This window comes from Kitasatospora sp. NPDC001664 (genome assembly GCF_053596675.1).
In genome coordinates this window covers 14,217-34,903 of sequence record NZ_JBSFGS010000026.1, presented here as the reverse complement: position 1 = coordinate 34,903, position 20,687 = coordinate 14,217, and the positions used below count along the sequence as shown (strand labels likewise).

Sequence of the window (20,687 nt, the reverse complement as noted above, 5' to 3'; positions counted from 1 at the left end):
GTCCGGTCTGACCGACCGGACCCGAGAGCGCCCTTCGAAGCTTCGAAAGGCATCTCACCGTGTCGTACGCCACCACCGTCACCACCCTCCGCGCCGCCGGCTGCGTCTTCGCCGAGGACGAGGCCGAGCTGCTGCTCGCCACCGCCGAAGGGCCCGCCCAGCTGGCCGAGATGACGGCCCGTCGGGCCGCCGGTTACCCGCTGGAGCACGTGCTCGGCTGGGCCGCGTTCTGCGGCTTGCGGATCGCGGTCGGCCCCGGCGTGTTCGTGCCGCGCCGCCGTACCGAGTACCTGGCCGAACAGGCCGCCGCGCTCCTCGCGCCCGACTCCGTCGTGCTCGACCTCTGCTGCGGCGCGGGTGCCGTGGCGGCCGTCCTGGCCCGCGGTCCGCACGCCGAACTCCACGCCGCCGACCTCGACCCGGCCGCCGTCGCCTGCGCCCGCCGCAACCTGCCCGCCTCCGCGCGCCTCCACCAGGGCGACCTGTACGCCCCGCTGTCCGACGGTCTGCGCGGCCGGATCACCGTCCTGGTCGCCAACGCCCCCTACGTCCCCACCGACGAGATCCGCTTCCTCCCGCCCGAGGCCCGCGACCACGAACCCCTCGCCACCCTCGACGGCGGCCCCGACGGCCTCGCCGTCCAACGCCGCGTCATCGCCGACGCCCCCCGCTGGCTGGCCCCCGGCGGCCACCTCCTGATCGAGACCAGCGCCCGCCAGGCCCCCGCCACCGCCGCCACCATGACCGCCGCCGGCCTCCGGCCCCGCACCACCACCTCCGCTCCCCACGACGCCACCGTGGTCGTCGGCACCCTGCCCACCTGACCGCTCCGGGCGATGAGGCCGCACGGGGTGATCCTGGGACGCCAGGAACCGCGCGGTTCGTGGGATCGGGGCACGTCAGGCCGTCGCACGTGCCGCGGTCCCGGCCTCCTCGAGCAGAACCTCGACCAGCCGCGCGGCGTACGCCCGGGGGTGGCTGGTGTTCCCGTTGTGACCACCGGGGAACTCGGCCACCTCCGTCCCCACCAGCTCGGCCAGCGCGTCGGCGCAGCGCCGGTCGAAGACCTCCCCCGGAGTCGTGACCCCGGCTGCGGGGACGATCCGGACCGGCGAGGCGGCCACGGTGTCCGGCGCCAGGTCGTCCCGGAGCAGCGCCGTGAAGTCGTGCCGCAGGAAGCGGTCGAAGTTGGCCCGGCGCTGCGCGTCCATCGGCTGCGGGGTCAGACCCTCCTCCACGTCCCGCCCCGTGGTGTCGATGCCGAGCACCCGCGCGATCTCCGGCAGCACCGCCGCCAACCCGTCCCGCAGGTACAGCTCCTGGAGCTCCGCCAACTCCGCCACGTGGTGGGCCCGTTCCTCCGCCCCGAGCAGCCACGGTGCCACCGGCTCGTGCGCGATCAGGGTGGAGAGCTGCTCGGGGTGCCGGGCCGCGAGGTGCAGGCCGATGACGGCGCCGAGGCTGCAGCCGAGCATCGGCACGGGTCGGTCCGTCAGGGCGGCCAGCAGCCGGTGCACGTCGTCCACGTGGTCCGCCACGGCTGCGGCGTCGCGCCCCTCGGCGGTCAGGCTCCGCGAGAGGCCGCGCCGGTCGTAGGTGAGGACGGTGAAGCTGTCGGCCAGGGTGTCCACCAGGTCGGTGCTGCGGTCGGCGTCGCCCTCGCCGCTCTGCGAGATCAGCAACAGCGGTCCGGTGCCACGGAGTTGGTAGTGCAGGACGGCTCCGTCGACGACGAGCTCGGGCATGGTGGTTCCCCCTCGGGCCGGCCAGGCGGTCACTCCGCCCGGCGATGTTCCCACCGTATCGCATCCAATTAGATGTATCTAGATAGATGCATCCATGGAGATGTACCGTCTTCCCCATGAACGGAGTCGAGCTCTTCCTGCTGGGCCGTGCCCTGATGAAGATCGGGGAGGAGGCCCTCACCGAACCCCCCGGCGGCGCCGAGCGCCAGTCGGGCAGCGCCCGGCTGACCCTGATCGTCGCGGGGGACGTGGCCGCCCACCCCGGCACCACCGTCGGCGAGATCGCCGGCCGCACCGGCCTGCCGCAGAGTCAGGTCTCCACCGCCGTCGCCCGCCTCCGCGAGGCCGGCTCCGTCGACGCGTCTCCCGATCCGGCCGACCGCCGCCGCACCCTCCTCCACCCGGCCGCCGCGCCGAGCCCCCGGGTGGCCGAGGTCCGTGCCACCCCGATCGGCCCCGCCCTGGCCGCCGCCCTCCCGGACGCCACCCCGGCCGAACTCCGCGAACTCACCGCCGCCCTGGACCTCCTGGCCCACCACCTCCGCCCCACCGCCCGCCCCTGACCCACCCTGGTAACGTGCGGACCTTCACCGGCCCCGCCGGTCGGAGTCCCGAACGGGCCGCCCATGACCGACTCCTGGCAGGAGCTGCACGCAGCCCTCGACGCGTTCCCCGCCGCCGTCGCCCCCTTCCGCGCGGAGGCTTGCGGCCACTGCTGCACCCCGGCGGACCTGGCCGCCCTCGCCGGGCCGCCCGAGGCGGTGCCCGACCGTCTGCTCGCCACCGCGGTCATCAGGACGCCCGGCCACTGGAACGACCACCCGGCCCTGATCCGCCGCCTGGCGCCCCGTCTGATGCGTGCGGTCGCGACCGACTCGCTGGGCGTGGGTGAGGGCACCGTCGGCACCCGCTTCCGGCAGGCGCGGTGGCAGCTCTGGCCGGAGCCCGAACGCTCCGCCCTCCTCGGCATCTGGCGGACCTGGCTCGACCTGACCCTCCGTCACCACCCCACGCGCGTGCCGGTGAGCCGCGTCCTCGACCTGCTCGCCGCCGCCGCCGGCACCCTCGCCCCGTGGCTCGACCGCTGGCCCGCCCAGGGGCTCCCGGCCGCCGACCGCCAACTCTCCGAGCTGCTCGATGACTGGCTGCTGTACGACCGGCCGGACACCCTCCGGCTCGGTCACGGCGGTGAACTCCACGTCGGCCCGGAACTGTTCACCTGGCTGAACGGTCTCGACCCCACCCGCCTCACCGCCGACCAGCGCTACGTCCTCGCTCTCCTGAGCGCCAGCCGTCCCTGATTCTCCCTCGGGGTCACCCCTCGGCTCCGACCTCCGGCCAGTTCCGCAGTAGCGCCTCCAGTGCCCGTTCCCAGGCCTCCTGCGCGTGCCATCGACGTCCTCTCGCCTGAGCCTATTAAGCATTTGCCTAAAACCTTTAGGCAAAATAACCTCACCCTTATGAAGCCGCTGACCGAACCCCAGATCCGCGCCTCCTTCGTGAACTGCACCAAGGGCGAGGCCTCCCGCCTGGCCGTCCCGCGCGACCTCGCGGACCGCGCCTGGCCCGAGCTCGACTACCTCGGCTGGCGCGACCCCCAGGCCCCCGACCGCGCCTACCTGGTCGCCGAACTCGACGGCGTCCCCACCGGCCTGGTCCTGCGCAGCCCGTCCGCCGCCTCCTGGCAGGCCCGCCGCAGCATGTGCTCGGTCTGCGTCACCACCCACGTCGGCGGCGTCTCCCTGATGGTCGCCCCCAAGGCTGGCAAGGCCGGCCGCGAGGGCAACTCCGTCGGCGTCTACCTCTGCACCGACCTCGCCTGCTCCCACCACCTCCGCAACCCCCAGCAGTCCGGCACCCGCCTCCAGGAGACCCTCACCCTCGAGGAGCGCATCACCCGCACCACCACCAACCTCGCCGCCTTCATCGCCAAGGTCACTACCTGAGCGACCGCCTGAGCCACCGTCACCTGCCGCCCTCGCCGACCGGCCGGGCCGGCAAATTCCCTGGCGGACCGGTGCGTGCCGTGCGACGCTCCCGGGCGTGCGCACCGTCCTGCGGACCCTGGCGAGCAGTCGTGCCCTGGGTCCGGAACACATCGATGCCCTGATCGACCACGGCGACCCCGACGTCCTGTCGGAGCTGTGCCGGCGGTCGGACCTGACGCCCCGACAGCTGGACGCCCTGGTGGCCGACGGCGGCCGGGCGGCCTTCCTGGCCCTGGTCCGCTCCGGGGCGATGCCGGAGGAGCGGATCCCCGCGGACGACCCGGAGGCGCAGCTGGCCGCCGTCGGCCGTCCGGACCCCGCCGGAGCCGGGGCCGCCCGGCTGGCGGACCGTCCGGTCACCGAGGAGCGGAGCGCAACGCTCCGGATCCTGGCCGGCGACCCCGACTGCGCGGTGGCCGCCGCGGCCGTCCGGCTGCTGGAGGAGGTCGGCGTACCGGACACCCGCCGGCGGCCCGAGGCCTGCGTCCGGATCGCGATCGCCGGGACCACCGCCGACGGGGAGACCCTTCGCGGCCTGCTCGCGGTCGACGGGCCGCCGCCCCTGGTCCCCTGCCCGCACCGCCCCGACCCGGACGCCGCCCTGGCGGAACTGCGCAGCGCCGCCGTCCGGAACCGCCACGCACCGGCCGACGCGGTCGAGGAGCTCCTCGACGCCACCTGGCCCGCCCTGGCAGCCCAGGCCGCGGCCTGCTGGGCGGGCCTGCGGCCGGAGACCTACGAGCGCCTGCTCGGGCTGGACGACCCCCGGGTCACCGCGGCGGTGGCGGGCGGAAGGGGCACGCCCGCGCGTCTGATCCGCCACCTCTTCGACGCCGACGGGGGACGCTGGCGCGGCGACGTCCTCGGCGGCGTCGGAGCCGTCCCGCTCGACCTCCTGGTCCGTGAGGCCTTGGCGGGCCGGGGCGGCGGAGTCGCGCACCACCGGGACGTCGACGGCCTGGCGGCCCTGGCGGAGCACTCCGACCCCCGGGTCCGCATGCTCCCGCTCGACAACGTCCACCTGCGTCCCGAGGTGCTCGCCCGGCTGGTCGACGACCCCGATCCGGCCGTGGCCCTCCGCGCCGCGCTCCGCTCCCGCGACCCCGAGCGGCTCCGTGCGGCGGCGGAACGGTTCGGGCCCGGCAGTCACACCCCGATCGCCCGCGAGCTCTGGTGCCCCGCCGACCTGCTGCTCACCGTCGCGCAGGACCGTGACACCCCGTTCGAGGAGGCCCTGGTCGTCGCGGACCACCGGAACGCGACGCCCGAGGTGCTCGACGCCTGCCTGGACCACCATCCGGGGCCGGAGATGGACGAGGCGGTGGTCGAGAACCAGGCGGCCTCGCCCGAGCAGCTCGACCGGCTGGTGCGGGGAGGTGTCCTTCCCGTCCTGCGGGCGGCGGCCCGCAACCCCGAGCTGCCGCCCCGGGTGGTGGACGCGATCCTCGCGCTCGCCCTCGGCCCTCGCACCCCCGCGTGCTGGCGCTAGCACTCTGCTTGCAATTGCAAGCACGGATGGGCAGACTGCTTCCATGGCTTCGCTGAACGTGGGCTCGCTCGGGGAGTACATCCGCGAGCAGCGGCGGAACGCGCAGTACTCGCTGCGCCAACTCGCCGACGCCGCCGGGGTGTCCAACCCGTACCTGAGTCAGATCGAGCGCGGGCTGCGGAAGCCGAGCGCGGAGATCCTGCAGCAGATCGCCAAAGCACTGCGGATCTCGGCGGAGACCCTGTACGTGCAGGCCGGGATCCTCGAGGAGCGGCCGCAGGCCGAACCGGGGGAGACGCCCGGACTGCGGGCGGCGGTCCTGGCGGACCGGCAGCTTAACGAGCGGCAGAAGCAGGCCCTGCTGGCGGTGTACGAGGCGTTCCTGAAGGAGAACCAGGAGCAGCCCGCCGCGGCAGCGGAAGCAGCAGAGGGACAGGCCGGCCGCCGGACTGTCGACGGATGAGAGGACGACGGGCCATGCCGATCGGCGACGAGATCAAGAAGACCCTCAGCGACCCGACCCCGCTGTACGCCCTCGCGGGCGCGGGCGACCTGGCGTACGAGAAGCTGCGCGAGGTGCCGGGCAAGGTCGAGGCACTGGCCGCCGACCGCAAGGGCGCGCAGGAGAAGGCCGCCACCGCGCTCCAGGAGGCCGGCGCCAAGCTGGTCGAGGCGCAGGCGAAGGTGGCCGGGACGGTCAGCGGGCTGCCCTCCGACCTGAAGGGCATTCAGGAGAAGGTGCAGGGGCTGGCGCTCCAGCAGGTGGGCCTGGCGCTGGAGTTGGCGGTCAAGGCCAAGGAGGCCTACGACGAGCTGGCCGTCCGGGGCCGCACCGTGGTGGAGAAGAACCAGCCGGGCACCGCCGCCGAGCGGGCCGCGGAGCCGGATGAGGCCGTCGAGGCCGAGCTGGTGGAGGCCGAGGCCGTGGTGCTCGACCTGGAGCCGGAGCCGGAGCCGGAGCAGGCCCCGGAGTCCGCCGCGGCCCCGAAGCGCGCTCCCCGCGCCCGCAAGCCGAAGGCCGCACCGACCGACGCCGAGTGAGCTCGCGCACCGAAAGGTGCGAAGCGGGCCGGAAGCGGGCACATCCGGGCTGTACGGCTCGTTGTTCCCGGTACGGCCGCCCGGCCGTGCCACCATGGGCGGCGGCAGTGACCGGAACACACGGAGGAGGCGGCAGCGGTGGCGTACATCCTGAGCTTGCAGTTCCTGAGCCCGGAGTGGTGGCTGTCGGTCGCGATCATCGGGTTCAAGCTGTTCGCCTTCGTGGACGCGGTGACCAGACGCGAGGACGCCTACCGCGCGGCGGACAAGAAGACCAAGCCGTTCTGGCTGGCCCTGACCGGCGCGGCGCTCGCGCTCGACCTGCTGCTGGGTGCCTCGGTGGTCAGTCCGCTGACGCTGATCGGCCTGGTGGCCTCGATCGTCTACGTGGTGGACGTCCGCCCGGCGATCAAGCAGCTGACCGACGGGCGCGGCAACAGCAGCCGGAGCAACAACGGGCCGTACGGGCCCTGGTGACGACGGGTCGGACACCGGGTCACCAGTACGGAAGGGCGGGCCGCGAGGCCCGCCCTTCCGTGCGTCCGCCCACCGGGAGCGGGCTCAGCCCATGATGAGCGGCACCGGCTGACGCTCCAGCAGCAGCACCGCCACGTCGTCCGCGAGCGCCCCGCCGTTCAGCTCCTCCACCTCGGCGATGGCGCTGTCCACCAGCCGCCCCCGGGTCAGCCCGCCCGCCTGGTGGTCCGCTATCAGGCCGATCAGCCCGTCCTGGCCGAGCCGCCGCGACCCGGCGCCGACCCGGCCCTCGATCAGCCCGTCGGTGTACAGCAGCAGGCTCCAGCCCGGACGGAGCGTCAGCTCCTGGGCCGGCCAGGTGGCGCCCGGGTCGTCGCAGTGCAGCAGCCCGAGGGCCGGCCCGGCCTGCTCGGCGGGGAGCAGGCCGGGTTCGCCGTCCCGGCTCAGCAGCAGCGGGGCGGGGTGCCCGGCGAGGTACATCCGGGCCTGCTCCTCGGCGGCCGTCGGGCCCTCGGCGGAGGGCGGGGAGAGCACCAGCAGGCAGAGCGTCGCGAAGATCTCGTCGCTGCGGCGCTCGTGCTCCAGCACGTGCTGGAGGGTGGTGAGCAGGGTCTGCCCGGTCAGCCCGGCGAAGACCAGCGACCGCCAGGCGATCCGCAGCGCGACGCCGAGCGCGGCCTCGTCCGGGCCGTGCCCGCAGACGTCGCCGATCACCACGTGCACGGTGCCGTCGTCGGTGCGGACGGCGTCGTAGAAGTCGCCGCCGAGCAGCGCCCGGCTGCGGCCGGGGCGGTAGCGGCGGGTGAAGGAGAGCCCGGCGCCGTCCAGCAGCGGGGTGGGCAGCAGGTGGCGCTGGAGGCGGGCGTTCTCCTGGCCGCGCAGCTCGGCCTCGACCAGGCGGCGCTGCGACTCGTCGGCCCGGCGGCGCTCGACCGCGTACCGCAGGGCCCGGGCCAGCAGCGGCCCGTCGGTCTGGTGGCGGATCAGGAAGTCCTGCGCCCCGGCGGCCACGGCCGCCGCGCCCAGCTCGGCCCCGGCGGCGTCGGTGAGCACCACCACGGCCGTCTGCGGGGCCCGCCGGAGCAGTTCGTGCAGGCCGTCCAGGCCCTGGAGCGGGCCGGTCTGGTCGGCCGGGTCGGCCAGGTCGAGCAGCACGCAGCTGAACTCCACCTCGCGGGGACGCCCCGCCGGCCGGCGCCCCTGGCCGGCCGCCCCGGCCAGCCGCTCGGCGGCGGAGGGCACGCCCTGGGCCCAGTGCAGTTCGATCGCGGCGCCGGAGTCGGCGACCAGCTGCTCCAGGAAGGCCGCGTCGGTGTAGTCGTTCTCGATCACCAGCAGCCGGAACGGGCCGTCGCCGCCGTTGGCCCGGGGGTGCGGTATCGGCAGCACCGCGGCGGAGGGCGTGGCCGGGGCCCGGCCGGCCGGGCGCTCCGACGCGCGTCCACCCTGCGACCGCGCCGGCGGTTTCACCTCGGCGACGGCGCCCGGCCGGTGCGGGGCCGCCGGCCCCCGCCCGTCTCCCGTTGCGGGCATTGGTCGGTCCTCCCTTTCCCCGACAGCGCAACGGCTGGGCCAGCCGTGCGGTGCCCGGATGGCACCGGGAGTCGGAGAGCTCCCGCGACCATAACGCGGCCGGAGCCCTTTCCTCCGGCTGACGGGCGGCTCTGTGGCTATCGCCACGCGACCGGGAGAATGCGCTGGCCTCGGGCGGAACGATTCTGGTATGGACCGGTGAGGAACGCACGGGAGGTCGGGAACGGTGACGCGCATCACGTCGGTGGAGGGTGACATCACGGCGCAGGAGGTGGACGCGGTGGTCAACGCCGCGAACAGCTCGCTGCTCGGCGGGGGAGGCGTGGACGGGGCGATCCACCGCCGCGGCGGGCCGGAGATCCTGGCCGAGTGCCGGGCCCTGCGCGCCTCGAAGTACGGCCGCGGGCTGCCCGTCGGACAGGCCGTGGCCACCACCGCCGGCCGCCTCCCCGCCCGCTGGGTGGTGCACACCGTCGGGCCCGTCCACCTGCCCGAGGAGTACGAGGCGCGGGCCGCGCTGCTGGCCTCCTGCCACCGCGAGTCGCTCCGCGTGGCGGCCGCGCTCGGCGCCCGGACGGTGGCCTTCCCGGCCATCTCCACCGGCGTCTACCGCTGGCCCCTGGCGGACGCCGCGCGGATCGCCATCCGGGCGGTGCGGGAGGCCGTGGCGGAGCACCCGGAGCTCGTGGAGGTGCGCTTCGTGCTGTTCGGCCCGGAGGCCTACGGAGTCTTCCGCGACGCCCTGGACGAGACCGGCTGAGACTCCGTCAGCTCGGGCGGCGCCGCGGCCCGGTCAGGGGGCCAGCGCGGACCACTCCACGGTGAGCTCGCCCTGCCGCCACCGGCCCCGGGCGTCCAGCACCGGCCAACTCCCGGACACCGAGCGGCAGGTGGCGATCCAGCGCTGCCGGGCCCCGAACGCGCCGTACGGGGCGGCGGCTGACCAGGCCCGGTCGAGGTCGGTGAGGAAGGCGTGCACCGGGCGGCCCGGCACGTTGTGGTGGATCAGCGCCTTCGGCAGCCGCTCGGCCAGCTCGGAGGGCTGGGCCAGCCCGGCCAGCCGGGCCGCGAAGGTGACCGTCCGGGGCCCCTCCGGGCCCAGCGCCACCCACACGTGCCGCCGCCCGATCTCGTCGCAGGTGCCCTCCACCAGCAGCCCGCCGGGCGCCAACCGCCCGCACAGCCGCTCCCAGACCGGGCCGACGGCGGCCTCCTCGTACTGCCGCAGCACGTTCGCCGCCCGGATCAGCAGCGCGCCCTCCCGGCCGTCCAGCGGCACCTCGAAGCCGCCCCGCCGGAAGCTCAGCAGCGGTGGCTCGGCGTACGGCAGCGCGGCCGCCACCCGCTCCGGCTCGATCTCGATGCCCACCGTCCGGACGTCCGGCCGCACCGCGCGCAGCCGCGTCGACAGCTCCACCGCCGTCCACGGTGCCGCCCCGTACCCGAGGTCCACGGCGGTCGGCGGCCGCTCGGCGGAGCGCAGCGCTGGGCCCAGCGCGTGGGCGATCCACCGGTCCATCCGCCGCAGCCGGTTGGTCCCCGTCGTCCCCCGCGTCACCGTCCCCTCGGGCCGCTCCCCCCGGCCACGGGCGGGAGAACTGTGCGGAACGGACGGCGCGACCATGCGGGCAGCCTATCGAGGGACAGAGGAGCGCCCCACAGGGGCGCGAGGAACTGCGCGAGTCCGGAAGACGGCCCAGAGCCGGATCGGGGCACGTCAGCCAGTTGCACGCGCTGCCGTTCCCCCGCGCGCAGTTCCCCGCGCCCCCAGCGGATTTCGCCGAGCGGGAATGCGACGTGACATAGACGTGGTTGTCTCCTTGGACGAATGCCCACGGGCCGGAGCGCGGTGCCCAGGGGAGCGACGAGGAGGCTCAGCCAGGTGACCAAGCACCCCGCCCGCACGGCGGCGCGACGTTCCCCCCTGCTCACGCCCGGCCGCGGGCGCCTGCAGAGCCTGGTCGGCCGTCGCCGCCCGCACCGGATCGCCATGCTGAGCGTCCACACCTCCCCCCTGCACCAGCCGGGCACCGGCGACGCGGGCGGGATGAACGTCTACATCGTCGAGCTGGCCAAGCGCCTCGCCGCCCTCGACATCGAGGTCGAGGTCTTCACCCGGGCGATCAGCTCGGACGACGCCCCCACCGTGGAGCTGGCCCCCGGCGTGCTGGTCCGGCACGTCACGGCGGGCCCGTACGAGGGGCTGGTGAAGGAGGACCTGCCGGCCCAGCTCTGCGCCTTCACCCACGCGGTGCTGCGCACCGAGGCCGGCCACCGCCCCGGCCACTACGACCTGGTCCACTCGCACTACTGGCTCTCCGGCCAGGTCGGCTGGCTGGCCGCCCAGCGCTGGGGCGTTCCGCTGGTGCACACCATGCACACCATGGCCAAGGTCAAGAACGCGGCGCTGGCCGAGGGGGACACCCCGGAGCCGGCCGCCCGGGAGATCGGCGAGAGCCAGGTGGTCGAGGCCGCCGACCGGTTGATCGCCAACACGGCGGAGGAGGCCGAGGAGCTGGCCTTCCACTACGCCGCCCGCCAGGACCAGCTCGCCGTGGTCCACCCGGGCGTCAACCTCGACGTCTTCCGCCCCGGCCACGCGGGCCCGGACGCCCGCGCCGCCACCCGGGCCCGCCTCGGCCTGCCGCAGGACGCGGCGGTGCTGCTGTTCGCCGGCCGGATACAGCCGCTCAAGGCGCCGGACGTGCTGCTGCGGGCCGTCGCGGTGCTGCTGGAGCGCGAGCCCGAGCTGCGCGGCCGGCTGATCGTGCCGGTGGTCGGCGGGCCGTCCGGCACCGGGCTCGCCAAGCCGGAGAGCCTGCAGAAGCTCGCCGCCCAGCTGGGCATCTCGGACGTGGTCCGCTTCCACCCGCCGGTCGGCCAGCAGCAGCTCGCCGAGTGGTACCGGGCCGCCACCGCCCTGGTGATGCCCTCGTACAGCGAGTCCTTCGGCCTGGTCGCCCTGGAGGCCCAGGCCTGCGGCACCCCGGTGGTCGCCGCCGCGGTCGGCGGCCTCCCGGTCGCGGTCGAGGGCGGCCGCACCGGCACCCTGGTGCCCGGCCACGACCCGCAGGACTGGGCCCGCGCGCTGCGCCCGTACGTGACGGACCGCGAGCTGGTGCACCGTCAGGGCCTGGCCGCCGCCGCCCACGCCGCCGCCTTCGGCTGGGACCGCGCCGCTGCCCGCACCGCCGAGGTCTACGCGGCGGCCATGCAGCACTCCACCTCCCTGCTGGCGGGCCTGCGCCTGGCCTGATGACGGCTCCGGCATTTCGGCGTGACGGGGAGTCAGGCGCCGCCGGCGCCGTACCCCCGAGTAACGTCTGCTGCATGGCAACCCCCACCAAGGACGACGCCCTGGCCCTGCTCCGCACCGCCCTGGACGAGGCGGGCGTGGCCTGGGAGCCCGCCGCGACCGACCCGTACACGCTGGTCGCGACGCTGCCCGGGACGCGCAAGCTGGCCACCCCCTGCGCCCTGCGGGTCGGCGACCACACCCTGTCGGTGAACGCCTTCGTGATCCGCCGCCCGGACGAGAACCACGAGGCGGTCTTCCGCTGGCTGTTGGAGCGCAACACCAAGCTGTTCGGCGTCGCCTACGCGGTCGACGGGCTCGGCGACGTCTACCTGGCCGGCCGCCTGCCGCTGGAGGCGCTCACCGCGGACGTGGTGGACCGCCTGCTCGGCACCGTTCTCGGCGCCGCCGACGAGCCCTTCAACACGCTGCTCGAACTCGGCTTCGCCACCGCGATCCGGCGCGAGTGGGAGTGGCGCACCAAGCGCGGCGAGTCCACCCGGAACCTGGAGGCCTTCACCCACCTCGCCGCCCCGGCCCCCGCCCCGGCCGCCCCGGACTCCGAGGCCCCCGAGAACGGCTAGACCAGCGCCCGGGCCGGCTCCTCCACCGGCACCGGCGCGGCCGTGCGGCGGCCGAGCACCAGGAAGCCCGCGGCCGCCGCGCTGCCCAGCAGCGCGCAGACGCCCCAGGCCGCGACCCCGCCGCCGTACTGGAGCAGCAGCGCCCCGCCCGCCGGGCCGAGGAACATCGCCAGCGACCAGGAGAGCGAGTACACGCCCTGGTAGCGGCCGCGCGCCTCGGCCGGGGCCAGCTCGGCGACCAGCGCCATCATGGTCGGCGCGTTGACGATCTCGCCGATGGTCCAGATCACCACGGTGAGGGCGAAGAACCAGGCCGAGGAGCCGGCGAACATGGTGAGCCCGAAGCCCCAGCCGATCAGCAGCGCGCTGGCGACCAGCAGGCCGGTGCGGCTGCGGCCCTCCATCAGCCGGGTGATCGGGAGCTGGAGCAGCACGATCAGGACGCCGTTGAGGCTGATCACCAGGCCGTACTGGGAAGCCGGGACACCGGCCTGCCCCATGTCCACGGCCAGCGTGGTGGAGCCCTGCTGGGCGACCAGCGCGAGCAGCAGGTTGACCGCGAAGACCGCCATGAAGCGGCCGTCCCGGAAGACCCGGCCGAGACCCACCTCCGGCGCGGCCGGCCCGGCGGCCGGCGTCGACGGCCTGCTTTCCGGCACCTTCACGAAGACCACCACCGCGCAGAGCAGCGTGCTCAGCGCGTCCAGCAGGAAGAGCGCCAGGTAGCCGTGGGCGGCGATCAGCCCGGCCACCGCCGCGGAGGCGCCGAAGCCGATGTTGATCGCCCAGTAGTTCAGCGCGTACGCGCGGCCCCGGTCCGCGGCGGGCACCACGTCGGCGATGATCGCGGAGATGGCGGGGCGGGAGGCGTTGCTGGTGAGGCCGACCACGAAGACCACCGCCGCGATGGCCACCGGCCCGTCGGTGAAGCCGAGCACGGCCACCGAGACGGCGGTGCCGAGCTGGGCGGCGAGCAGGGTGGGGCGCCGTCCGACCCGGTCGGTGAGCACGCCGCCGCCGAGGGAGGCGATGGCCGAGCCCAGGCCGAACAGCGAGGCGACCAGACCCGCGTAGGCGGCCGACCAGCCTCGCTCGACGGTCAGGTAGAGCGACAGGAACGGGACCACGAACCCGCCGAGCTTGTTCACCAGGGTGGCGGTCCAGAGCCACCAGAACTGACGGGGTAGTCCACGACCCGTCTCGGAGAGCGAGACGTAGAGGCGGTGCAGGGCGGGCATGTGGGGGCTCCCGGGCGCGGTGGGGCACCGCTCAGCGGTGCCCCGGCGGGCGGGGATGACCGCTGGGCGGTGGTGTAAGTGGCTCTTCTGCATCGCGCACATTACCGGTGGACCTTGGTCCCGGCTACCCGTTATCCGGCTCGATTAAGCTGAGCCCCATGGCTGACACGACCTACCGACTGATCCTGCTCCGTCACGGCGAGAGCCAGTGGAACCAGAAGAACCTCTTCACCGGGTGGGTCGACGTCGACCTCAACGAGAAGGGCGAGAAGGAGGCCGCGCGCGGTGGCGAACTGCTCGCCGCCGAGGGCTACTTCCCCGACGTGGTGCACACCTCCCTGCTGCGCCGCGCGATCCGCACCTCGCAGATCGCCCTCGACAAGGCCGACCGCCACTGGATCCCGGTCAGCCGCAGCTGGCGGCTGAACGAGCGCCACTACGGCGCCCTCCAGGGCAAGGACAAGGCCCAGACCCTGGCCGAGTTCGGCGAGGAGCAGTTCCAGCTGTGGCGCCGCTCGTACGACACCCCGCCGCCGGTGCTGGCCGACGACGCCGAGTACTCGCAGGCCGGTGACGCCCGCTACGCCGACATCCCGAGCGAGCTGCGCCCGGCCACCGAGTGCCTCAAGGACGTCGTCGAGCGGATGCTCCCGTACTGGTACGACGCCATCGTCCCCGACCTCGCGGCCGGCAAGACCGTCCTGGTCACCGCGCACGGCAACAGCCTGCGCGCCCTGGTGAAGCACCTCGACGGCATCTCCGACGAGGACATCGCGGGCCTCAACATCCCGACCGGCATCCCGCTCGTCTACGAGCTCGACGCCGACTTCAAGCCGGTCGCCAAGGGCGGCCGCTACCTGGACGCCGACGCCGCGGCGGCCGCCATCGAGGCGGTCAAGAACCAGGGCAAGAAGTAAGCATGACGTAAAGGTCCTGCCCGGACCGCGCACGGCCCCCTCCCGCCCGGGAGGGGGCCGTTATCCTTCTGCCTTCCGGAACGACTACGGGGGGACCGATGGTCAAGAAGTCCATGGCGGGCGCGCTCGTCGTGCTGCTGGTGCTGTCGCTGGCGGCGTGCGGCTCGGGCAAGAAGAAGAACAAGGGCAAGAGCAAGGACAGGACCCACAGCACCCAGCCGGCGAGCAGCCTGAGCGTCTCGCCGTTGCTGCTCACCAACGGCGGCGCCCTGACCGTCACCTACAACGGCTGCTCCGTCGGTGACCAGCTGGAGTTCGCCTGGGCCAAGGGCGGCCAGCGCGGCTCGCTGGGCACGGCCGCCTGCTCGGGCGGCTCGGCGGTACTGCGGCTGCCGAAGTACACCGCGAGCGCGACCGGCGACCTCCAGGTGACCGGCAAGGTGGTCTCCTCCGGCCGGACCGAGAGTGCCACGCTCACCGTGAAGTAGTCCCGGGTCACCGGTGTCACAGCGGCCCCATCCGTCCCACGGGTGGGGCCGTCGGTGCGTCAACTTGCTTCTGTATCACGGTGGTTCAGACCATTGACGGCCATCTGACGCGCTCCTATGGTATGGACCAGTGGCACGAGCACGCCAAGATCCCCCCACGGATCCGGCGTGCGTCCGGCCCCGTACTCCATCCACCCCCACAGCTCGCTCCGGCCTGCCCGGAGCCGAGTCGGAAGGAGCACCATGCGCAAGCGTCATCTGGTCGGCGCCCTGGTGGCGGCCGTCGCGGTACCGGTCGCGACCGCCCTGCCGGCCTACTCGCACGGCTACGTCACCGGCCCGCCCAGCCGGGCCGCACTCTGTGCCGCGGGCACCGTCACCAACTGCGGCGACATCCAGTGGGAGCCGCAGAGCGTCGAGGGCCCGAAGGGCTTCCCGGGCTCCGGCCCGGCCGACGGCAAGCTCTGCGCGGGCGGCAACAGCCGCTTCGCCCAGCTGGACAACCCGCGCAACGGCGCCTGGCCGACCACCAAGGTCACCGCGGGCTCCCGGCAGAACTTCACCTGGAAGTTCACCGCCCGGCACGCCACCGCCTCGTACCGGTACTTCCTCACCAAGCCCGGCTACAGCGCGGCCACCGCGCTCAGCAGGAGCAACCTCAACCTCACCCCGCTGCTCACCGTGCCCGGCAACAACCAGCAGCCGCCGAGCACCCTCACCCACAGCGTCCCGCTGCCGGCCGGCCTGACCGGCCACCACGTGCTGCTCGCGGTCTGGGACATCTCCGACACGGCCAACGCCTTCTACTCCTGCGTCGACCTGCAGTTCTGACGCACGGTCAGGCCGGAACGTACGTCGGCCGGGCGCCCCGGCAGGTCAGGGGCGCCCGGCCGACGGGCCCGGTGCGACGTGCGGACGGCGCGGGTGGGTGGTCAGTGGCCGCCGCAGCAGCCGCCGCTGGCGCCGCCGCACTGGCAGGGCGCTCCGGACTGGCAGCCGCAGCCGCAGCCGGGGCTGCAACCACAGGTGGCGGAGAGCACCGGCAGCAGCTTCACGGCCGTCGGGGTGACGGAACTCGGCGGCTGGGTCTCGGGGGCAGTGGTCGCCTTCATCGCGCTGGGCCTCCTCGGCAGGGCACCGCGGGTGCACACGGCGGTGTGCCCCTCCACGAGTGAAGCCCCCCCGGTGACGAGGCGTCAACGGGCGCGCGGGGGCGGGGAGATCGGCCTCCCGTGCGCCCCCGCACCGCCCCATCGGGGTTTAGGCCTCGACGTCCGTGGCGGGCACGAACTCGCCCGCGTGCTCGCCGGTCACCAGGAAGACCACGCGCTTGGCCACCGAGACGGCGTGGTCGGCGAAGCGCTCGTAGTAGCGGCCGACCAGGGTGACGTCCACCGCGGTCTCGATGCCGTGCTGCCAGCGGTCGTCCAGCAGGTGCGAGAAGAGCTCGCGGTGCAGCGCGTCGATCGCGTCGTCGTCCTGCTCCAGCTCCAGCGCCTTGTCCACGTCCTTGGTGGCGATCACCAGGCCGGCCTTGGCCACCAGCCGCTGGGCGAGCTGCCCCATCTCCAGCACGATCGAGTGCAGGTCGTTCGGGACGGCGGACTCGGGGTAGCGCAGCCGGGCCACCTTGGCCACGTGCCGGGCCAGGTCGCCGCAGCGCTCCAGGTCGGAGCTCATCCGCAGCGAGGTGACCACGATCCGCAGGTCGGTGGCGACCGGCTGCTGCCGGGCCAGCAGGTCGATCGCCCGGTTCTCCAGGTCGTGGTGGAGGGCGTTGACCTTGTCGTCGGCCGCGATCACGCTCTCCGCCAGTGCCAGGTCGGCGTCGAGCAGCGCGGTGGTGGCCCGGCCCATGGCCGAGCCGACCAGCCGTGCCATCTCGACCAGCTGGTCGCTGATCGAGTCGAGTTCCTCGTGGTACGCGTCGCGCATTGCTGCTCTCCTCAGTAGCTCTGTCGGTGGCGGTGCCGACCGGCCGTGCCGACCGTAGGAGGATCGGACCGGCCGCTGCTGGTGGCCGCATCGTAGTGCCGCCACCGCCCGCACGGGCTGTGCGACCCACCCTGGGCCGTTCGGGCGACCACGCACGGCCGGTGTGGTGAACCGCCGGGAGCTTCGAGGTGAATTCTCGGTGACGTGCGGCCGATCCCTTGATCGCACCCGTGGGGAGCGCCGCCGGGATGCGCTTACGCTGGCCACATGGACGTGAATGTGGCCGCCGCCGCAGCCTGCGCCATAGCCGGGCTCGGGGTCGGTCTCACGGCCGCCATCGCCTTCCGCTGGAGCGAGCGGGAGCAGGCCCGCGCGGGCAACGGCGGCGGGAAGAACGGATCGGGCGGGCTCCCCGCCCAGGAAGCCCCGCTGCCCCCGGGCGTGGACACCGTGCTCTCGGTGCTCCGCTCCTGCGCGATCGTGCTCGGCGAGGGCGACGAGGTGGTCAAGGCCAGCTCCGCCGCCTACGCGATGGGCCTGGTGCGCGGTGGAGCGGTGGCGGTCGAGCAGATGCTCTCGCTGGCCCGCGCCACCCGCCGGGACGGCGAGATCCGCCAGGTCGAGCTGGAGGTGCCCAAGCCGGGCGTGGCCCGGCCGACCGAGCCGCTCGCGGTCTCGGTCCGGGTCGCCCCGCTCGGCTCCCGGCTGGTGCTGGTGCTGGTCGAGGACCGCACCGAGCGCCGCCGGATCGAGGCGGTCCGCCGCGACTTCGTCGCCAACGTCTCGCACGAGCTGAAGACCCCGGTCGGCGCGCTCTCCCTGCTCTCCGAAGCGGTCGCGGACGCCTCCGACGACCCGGAGGCGGTGCAGCGCTTCGCCGGCCGGATGCAGATCGAGGCCACCCGTCTGGCCAGCCTGGTGCAGGAGATCATCGACCTCTCCCGGGTCCAGGACGACCAGCTGCTGGTCGACCCGGAGCCGGTCGCGGTGGACACCCTGATCGCCGAGGCGATCGACCGCTGCCGCCAGCCCGCCGCCGCCAAGCAGATCCACATCGCGGCTGGCGGCATCGGCGGCCTCTACCTGCACGGCAACCGCGGCCAGCTGGCCGCCGCCCTCGGCAACCTGGTCGAGAACGCGGTGAACTACAGCCCGCCGCGCACCCGGGTGGCCATCGCCACCCGGCGCATCTCCAGCGCCGCCGCCCTCGGTGAGGCGGACGGCGAACTGATCGAGATCTCGGTGACCGACCAGGGCATCGGCATCTCCGAGACGGACCGCGAGCGGATCTTCGAGCGGTTCTACCGAGTCGACCCGGCCCGCTCCCGCGCCACCGGCGGAACCGGTCTCGGCCTCTCCATCGTCAAGCACGTGGCGGCCTCGCACGGCGGCACCGTCTCCGTGTGGAGCGTCGAGGGCCAGGGTTCCACCTTCACCGTTCGGCTCCCCGCCGGGAAACCCCCGGTCGAGGAACAGCAGCACCCCATGCCCAGCACCAACCCCCTTCCTGCCCCGGAGGCCCGCTCGTGACCCGTGTACTGGTGGTCGAGGACGAGGAGTCGTTCAGCGACGCCCTGTCGTACATGCTCCGCAAGGAGGGCTTCGAGGTGGCCATCGCCGCCACCGGCCCCGACGCGCTGGAGCAGTTCGAACGCAACGGCGCCGACCTGGTGCTGCTCGACCTGATGCTCCCCGGGCTCCCCGGCACCGAGGTCTGCCGCCAGCTGCGGGTCCGCTCCAACGTGCCGGTGATCATGGTCACCGCCAAGGACAGCGAGATCGACAAGGTCGTCGGCCTGGAGATAGGGGCCGACGACTACGTCACCAAGCCCTACTCCACCCGCGAGCTGGTGGCCCGCATCCGCGCGGTCCTGCGCCGCCGCGGCGAGGCCGACGGCACCGTCGAGAACGGCCCCGGCGCCCTGGAGGCCGGCCCGGTCCGGATGGACGTCGACCGCCACGTGGTGACGGTGGACGGCGCCAAGGTCGACCTGCCGCTCAAGGAGTTCGACCTGCTGGAGATGCTGCTGCGCAACGCGGGCCGGGTCCTCACCCGCATGCAGCTGATCGACCGGGTCTGGGGCGCCGACTACGTCGGCGACACCAAGACCCTGGACGTCCACGTGAAGCGCCTCCGGGCCAAGATCGAGCCGGACCCGGGCGCCCCGCGCTACCTGGTCACCGTCCGCGGCCTGGGCTACAAGTTCGAGCCGTAAACCGGACCGGCACCGGCCCGTACGCGCCCGAAGGCCCCCGCTCGAACCGAGCGGGGGCCTTCGGGCGTCCCCGACGGGACGTCAGTGCGAGGCGGCGGCGGTGGAGCTGCCCGAGGCGGACGGCGAGGCCGAACCGCTCGCGGAGGCACCGGCCGAAGCCGAAGCCGAGGCCGACGCGCTGGCCGACGCCGAAGCGCTGGGCGAGGCGGACGCGGAGGGCGAGGCGGAGGGCGCGGTGGCGGGCTTCGACGGGGCGGCGGCGGCCGGGCCGAAGCCGCGGTACATGCCCTCGCCCGTGTGCACCTGGGCCTCGGTCTCGACCTTCCCGGCGGTGCCGAAGCCGAAGGCGACCTTGGCGTTGCCGCCGATCTCCACCTTGGCGGAGGCGACCTTGGCGACCGGCTGGTCCTCGCCGCCGAGCAGCACGGAGCCGCCCGCCGGGATGACGATCTCGGTCAGCGGGGCACCCTTGGAGTCGGCGAAGGTCGCGGCGCCGCCCTCGGCCAGCTCCACCGACCTCAGGACCTCCGGGCCGGAGCCGGTGTTGCTGATGTTCACCGAGACGTTGGCCGGGCCGGCGTGGTCGGACTTGGCTCCCGCCGCGGTCACCACCACGATGTTGTTGAGCCTGAGGGTGGTCCCGATCGAGGTCGAGGCGTTGTCCGGCTTGACCTGCAGGGTCGCGGGGCTGGTCCCGGCGGCACAGGCGGACAGCGGGAGGATCGCGGCGAGGGCGACGGCGGCGACTGCGCCGCGACGAAGGCTGCGGCTCACGGCGGCGGCATCTCCTTGGGTATCTGATCGGTGGTCAGGACTCAGATTACCGACCGCGCATATCCGCTCATCACGGGGTGGCCCCGTGTCGCGCTCGGACCGCCCCGTCGGGTGCCGCGAGCACGTCCCGTACGCGTATACGGCAAAAACTCATGATCCAATCATGGTTTCGGGAGTGTTGCCAGAGGTTTCGTCAGGTGTGCAGACCACCTCCGACCTGCGGGAAGGCCCCGTCGAACACGGGTCGCAGCATGCCGGAGGGGTCCTTGTCAAGCCCCGAGACCCGCCCTGACCTGCGAAAACGCCCTTCGGGTGGACGGCGAACCGTGTTATTCTGGTAAGCCACGGAAGGGGTCCTGTCACATGACGTTCAAGGTTGGCGACACGGTGGTCTACCCCCATCACGGGGCCGCGCTCATCGAGGCCATCGAGATTCGCCAGATCAAAGGTGTGGACAAGACCTACCTGGTGCTGAAGGTGCAGCAGGGAGACTTGACGCTGCGCGTCCCCGCGGAGAACGCGGAGTTCGTCGGCGTGCGTGACGTCGTCGGCCAGGAGGGTCTGGACCGGGTGTTCGAGGTGCTCCGCGCCCCGTACACGGAGGAGCCCACCAACTGGTCCCGCCGGTACAAGGCGAACCTCGAGAAGCTCGCCTCCGGCGATGTGATCAAGGTTGCCGAGGTCGTCCGCGACCTGTGGCGTCGCGAGCGCGAGCGCGGTCTGTCGGCCGGCGAGAAGCGGATGCTCGCCAAGGCGCGCCAGATCCTGGTCAGCGAGCTCGCTCTCGCGGAGAACACCAACGAGGACAAGGCGGAGACGCTGCTCGACGAGGTCCTGGCCTCGTAAGCGGTCCACCGCAGTTCGAAGCGCCCGATGTCGGTGCACTCACCGCGGTCACGTAACGTGGCCCCGGTGCGGCCCGGCAGCCCGGGCGCTTCGGCGTACCCGGGGACGAGCCGCCCCGGTC

24 protein-coding genes are annotated in these 20,687 nt (G+C 73.8%); 17 read left to right on the top strand and 7 right to left on the bottom strand.

Features of this window, described 5'->3' with window-relative positions; translation table 11 throughout:
* Positions 1 to 59: 59 nt before the first annotated feature.
* Positions 60 to 824 carry a putative protein N(5)-glutamine methyltransferase gene (locus ACWCYY_RS30615; RefSeq protein ID WP_345290955.1) on the top strand — a complete coding sequence of 255 codons (765 nt, stop codon included), beginning with the start codon at positions 60 to 62 and terminating at the stop codon, positions 822 to 824.
* A gap of 75 nt (positions 825 to 899) precedes the next feature.
* Here ACWCYY_RS30615 and ACWCYY_RS30610 read toward each other — a convergent pair whose 3' ends face one another.
* Positions 900 to 1,745 carry an alpha/beta fold hydrolase gene (locus ACWCYY_RS30610; protein WP_449797862.1) on the bottom strand — a complete coding sequence of 282 codons (846 nt, stop codon included), beginning with the start codon at positions 1,743 to 1,745 and terminating at the stop codon, positions 900 to 902.
* Positions 1,746 to 1,861: 116 nt separating this feature from the next.
* On the opposite strand from ACWCYY_RS30610, the gene ACWCYY_RS30605 reads away from it, so the two are divergent.
* The 7 genes from ACWCYY_RS30605 (at position 1,862) to ACWCYY_RS30575 (ending at position 6,740) form a co-directional block, all read left to right on the top strand.
* A complete protein-coding gene (locus tag ACWCYY_RS30605; protein ID WP_449797861.1) occupies positions 1,862 to 2,308 on the top strand; it encodes a MarR family transcriptional regulator in 447 nt (148 codons plus the stop codon).
* A 63-nt stretch (positions 2,309 to 2,371) separates the two neighbouring features.
* The gene (locus tag ACWCYY_RS30600; RefSeq protein ID WP_449797860.1) at positions 2,372 to 3,046 is read left to right on the top strand and encodes a hypothetical protein; all 675 of its coding nucleotides are present in this window, start codon (positions 2,372 to 2,374) and stop codon (positions 3,044 to 3,046) included.
* Between the two features lie 159 nt (positions 3,047 to 3,205).
* Positions 3,206 to 3,691: an FBP domain-containing protein gene (locus ACWCYY_RS30595; RefSeq protein WP_345290951.1), complete on the top strand. Its 486-nt coding sequence runs from the start codon at positions 3,206 to 3,208 to the stop codon at positions 3,689 to 3,691.
* A gap of 97 nt (positions 3,692 to 3,788) precedes the next feature.
* The gene (locus ACWCYY_RS30590; RefSeq protein ID WP_449797859.1) at positions 3,789 to 5,222 is read left to right on the top strand and encodes a hypothetical protein; all 1,434 of its coding nucleotides are present in this window, start codon (positions 3,789 to 3,791) and stop codon (positions 5,220 to 5,222) included.
* A gap of 43 nt (positions 5,223 to 5,265) precedes the next feature.
* On the top strand, positions 5,266 to 5,685 hold the full coding sequence (locus ACWCYY_RS30585) for a helix-turn-helix domain-containing protein (RefSeq protein ID WP_345290949.1): 420 nt from the start codon (positions 5,266 to 5,268) through the stop codon (positions 5,683 to 5,685).
* 14 nt (positions 5,686 to 5,699) lie between these two features.
* On the top strand, positions 5,700 to 6,263 hold the full coding sequence (locus ACWCYY_RS30580; protein ID WP_449797858.1) for a hypothetical protein: 564 nt from the start codon (positions 5,700 to 5,702) through the stop codon (positions 6,261 to 6,263).
* 147 nt (positions 6,264 to 6,410) lie between these two features.
* Positions 6,411 to 6,740 (top strand): DUF2516 family protein, encoded by a 330-nt coding sequence (locus ACWCYY_RS30575; protein ID WP_380149585.1) that lies wholly within the window; start codon positions 6,411 to 6,413, stop codon positions 6,738 to 6,740.
* Positions 6,741 to 6,824: 84 nt separating this feature from the next.
* On the opposite strand, the gene ACWCYY_RS30570 is transcribed toward ACWCYY_RS30575, so the two are convergent.
* Positions 6,825 to 8,273, bottom strand: a complete 1,449-nt coding sequence (locus ACWCYY_RS30570; RefSeq protein WP_449797857.1) for a PP2C family protein-serine/threonine phosphatase — start codon at positions 8,271 to 8,273, stop codon at positions 6,825 to 6,827.
* A 226-nt stretch (positions 8,274 to 8,499) separates the two neighbouring features.
* Between ACWCYY_RS30570 and ACWCYY_RS30565 the strand changes: the two genes are divergently transcribed.
* Positions 8,500 to 9,033, top strand: coding sequence for an O-acetyl-ADP-ribose deacetylase (locus tag ACWCYY_RS30565; RefSeq protein ID WP_449797856.1), 534 nt, complete (start codon positions 8,500 to 8,502; stop codon positions 9,031 to 9,033).
* Between the two features lie 33 nt (positions 9,034 to 9,066).
* Here the strand turns inward: ACWCYY_RS30565 and ACWCYY_RS30560 are convergent, their stop codons facing one another.
* The gene (locus ACWCYY_RS30560; RefSeq protein ID WP_345290944.1) at positions 9,067 to 9,897 is read right to left on the bottom strand and encodes a class I SAM-dependent methyltransferase; all 831 of its coding nucleotides are present in this window, start codon (positions 9,895 to 9,897) and stop codon (positions 9,067 to 9,069) included.
* A gap of 204 nt (positions 9,898 to 10,101) precedes the next feature.
* On the opposite strand from ACWCYY_RS30560, the gene mshA reads away from it, so the two are divergent.
* Entirely contained in the window at positions 10,102 to 11,529 is a 1,428-nt protein-coding gene (gene mshA, locus ACWCYY_RS30555) for a D-inositol-3-phosphate glycosyltransferase (RefSeq protein ID WP_449797855.1), read from the top strand.
* 74 nt (positions 11,530 to 11,603) lie between these two features.
* The gene (locus tag ACWCYY_RS30550) at positions 11,604 to 12,152 is read left to right on the top strand and encodes a type III secretion system chaperone family protein (protein WP_345290943.1); all 549 of its coding nucleotides are present in this window, start codon (positions 11,604 to 11,606) and stop codon (positions 12,150 to 12,152) included.
* On the opposite strand, the gene ACWCYY_RS30545 is transcribed toward ACWCYY_RS30550, so the two are convergent.
* Positions 12,149 to 13,390 (bottom strand): MDR family MFS transporter, encoded by a 1,242-nt coding sequence (locus tag ACWCYY_RS30545; protein WP_345290942.1) that lies wholly within the window; start codon positions 13,388 to 13,390, stop codon positions 12,149 to 12,151. The genes ACWCYY_RS30550 and ACWCYY_RS30545 overlap by 4 nt on opposite strands.
* Positions 13,391 to 13,548: 158 nt before the next feature.
* Between ACWCYY_RS30545 and ACWCYY_RS30540 the strand changes: the two genes are divergently transcribed.
* The 3 genes from ACWCYY_RS30540 to ACWCYY_RS30530 all read left to right on the top strand — a co-directional run bounded on the left by ACWCYY_RS30540 (position 13,549) and on the right by ACWCYY_RS30530 (position 15,626).
* A complete protein-coding gene (locus ACWCYY_RS30540) occupies positions 13,549 to 14,307 on the top strand; it encodes a phosphoglyceromutase (RefSeq protein WP_345290941.1) in 759 nt (252 codons plus the stop codon).
* 98 nt (positions 14,308 to 14,405) lie between these two features.
* Positions 14,406 to 14,795 (top strand): hypothetical protein, encoded by a 390-nt coding sequence (locus ACWCYY_RS30535; protein ID WP_345290940.1) that lies wholly within the window; start codon positions 14,406 to 14,408, stop codon positions 14,793 to 14,795.
* A gap of 243 nt (positions 14,796 to 15,038) precedes the next feature.
* A complete protein-coding gene (locus ACWCYY_RS30530) occupies positions 15,039 to 15,626 on the top strand; it encodes a lytic polysaccharide monooxygenase auxiliary activity family 9 protein (RefSeq protein ID WP_345290939.1) in 588 nt (195 codons plus the stop codon).
* A 101-nt stretch (positions 15,627 to 15,727) separates the two neighbouring features.
* Here ACWCYY_RS30530 and ACWCYY_RS30525 read toward each other — a convergent pair whose 3' ends face one another.
* Both ACWCYY_RS30525 and phoU read right to left on the bottom strand, forming a co-directional pair.
* Positions 15,728 to 15,907, bottom strand: a complete 180-nt coding sequence (locus tag ACWCYY_RS30525; protein ID WP_345290938.1) for a hypothetical protein — start codon at positions 15,905 to 15,907, stop codon at positions 15,728 to 15,730.
* A 148-nt stretch (positions 15,908 to 16,055) separates the two neighbouring features.
* Entirely contained in the window at positions 16,056 to 16,730 is a 675-nt protein-coding gene (gene phoU, locus ACWCYY_RS30520; protein ID WP_345290937.1) for a phosphate signaling complex protein PhoU, read from the bottom strand.
* Positions 16,731 to 16,997: 267 nt separating this feature from the next.
* Here phoU and ACWCYY_RS30515 point away from each other — a divergent pair, with 267 nt between their 5' ends.
* Entirely contained in the window at positions 16,998 to 18,260 is a 1,263-nt protein-coding gene (locus tag ACWCYY_RS30515) for a sensor histidine kinase (RefSeq protein WP_345290936.1), read from the top strand.
* Complete coding sequence (locus ACWCYY_RS30510; protein WP_345290935.1) at positions 18,257 to 18,946, top strand: response regulator transcription factor; 690 nt, start codon at positions 18,257 to 18,259, stop codon at positions 18,944 to 18,946. Before ACWCYY_RS30515 ends, ACWCYY_RS30510 begins: the two co-directional genes overlap by 4 nt.
* A gap of 81 nt (positions 18,947 to 19,027) precedes the next feature.
* On the opposite strand, the gene ACWCYY_RS30505 is transcribed toward ACWCYY_RS30510, so the two are convergent.
* Positions 19,028 to 19,720 carry a DUF461 domain-containing protein gene (locus ACWCYY_RS30505; protein ID WP_449797854.1) on the bottom strand — a complete coding sequence of 231 codons (693 nt, stop codon included), beginning with the start codon at positions 19,718 to 19,720 and terminating at the stop codon, positions 19,028 to 19,030.
* Positions 19,721 to 20,083: 363 nt separating this feature from the next.
* On the opposite strand from ACWCYY_RS30505, the gene ACWCYY_RS30500 reads away from it, so the two are divergent.
* On the top strand, positions 20,084 to 20,566 hold the full coding sequence (locus tag ACWCYY_RS30500) for a CarD family transcriptional regulator (protein ID WP_030244332.1): 483 nt from the start codon (positions 20,084 to 20,086) through the stop codon (positions 20,564 to 20,566).
* Positions 20,567 to 20,687 lie beyond the last annotated feature (121 nt).

Coding starts and splice junctions, on each gene's coding strand:
- ACWCYY_RS30610 (WP_449797862.1), bottom strand. CDS start 1,745: ATGCCCGAGCTCGTCGTCGACGGAGCCGTCCTGCACTACCAACTCCGT.
- ACWCYY_RS30605 (WP_449797861.1), top strand. CDS start 1,862: ATGAACGGAGTCGAGCTCTTCCTGCTGGGCCGTGCCCTGATGAAGATC.
- ACWCYY_RS30600 (WP_449797860.1), top strand. CDS start 2,372: ATGACCGACTCCTGGCAGGAGCTGCACGCAGCCCTCGACGCGTTCCCC.
- ACWCYY_RS30595 (WP_345290951.1), top strand. CDS start 3,206: ATGAAGCCGCTGACCGAACCCCAGATCCGCGCCTCCTTCGTGAACTGC.
- ACWCYY_RS30585 (WP_345290949.1), top strand. CDS start 5,266: ATGGCTTCGCTGAACGTGGGCTCGCTCGGGGAGTACATCCGCGAGCAG.
- ACWCYY_RS30580 (WP_449797858.1), top strand. CDS start 5,700: ATGCCGATCGGCGACGAGATCAAGAAGACCCTCAGCGACCCGACCCCG.
- ACWCYY_RS30570 (WP_449797857.1), bottom strand. CDS start 8,273: ATGCCCGCAACGGGAGACGGGCGGGGGCCGGCGGCCCCGCACCGGCCG.
- ACWCYY_RS30560 (WP_345290944.1), bottom strand. CDS start 9,897: ATGGTCGCGCCGTCCGTTCCGCACAGTTCTCCCGCCCGTGGCCGGGGG.
- mshA (WP_449797855.1), top strand. CDS start 10,102: ATGCCCACGGGCCGGAGCGCGGTGCCCAGGGGAGCGACGAGGAGGCTC.
- ACWCYY_RS30550 (WP_345290943.1), top strand. CDS start 11,604: ATGGCAACCCCCACCAAGGACGACGCCCTGGCCCTGCTCCGCACCGCC.
- ACWCYY_RS30545 (WP_345290942.1), bottom strand. CDS start 13,390: ATGCCCGCCCTGCACCGCCTCTACGTCTCGCTCTCCGAGACGGGTCGT.
- ACWCYY_RS30540 (WP_345290941.1), top strand. CDS start 13,549: ATGGCTGACACGACCTACCGACTGATCCTGCTCCGTCACGGCGAGAGC.
- ACWCYY_RS30535 (WP_345290940.1), top strand. CDS start 14,406: ATGGTCAAGAAGTCCATGGCGGGCGCGCTCGTCGTGCTGCTGGTGCTG.
- ACWCYY_RS30530 (WP_345290939.1), top strand. CDS start 15,039: ATGCGCAAGCGTCATCTGGTCGGCGCCCTGGTGGCGGCCGTCGCGGTA.
- ACWCYY_RS30525 (WP_345290938.1), bottom strand. CDS start 15,907: ATGAAGGCGACCACTGCCCCCGAGACCCAGCCGCCGAGTTCCGTCACC.
- phoU (WP_345290937.1), bottom strand. CDS start 16,730: ATGCGCGACGCGTACCACGAGGAACTCGACTCGATCAGCGACCAGCTG.
- ACWCYY_RS30515 (WP_345290936.1), top strand. CDS start 16,998: ATGGACGTGAATGTGGCCGCCGCCGCAGCCTGCGCCATAGCCGGGCTC.
- ACWCYY_RS30500 (WP_030244332.1), top strand. CDS start 20,084: ATGACGTTCAAGGTTGGCGACACGGTGGTCTACCCCCATCACGGGGCC.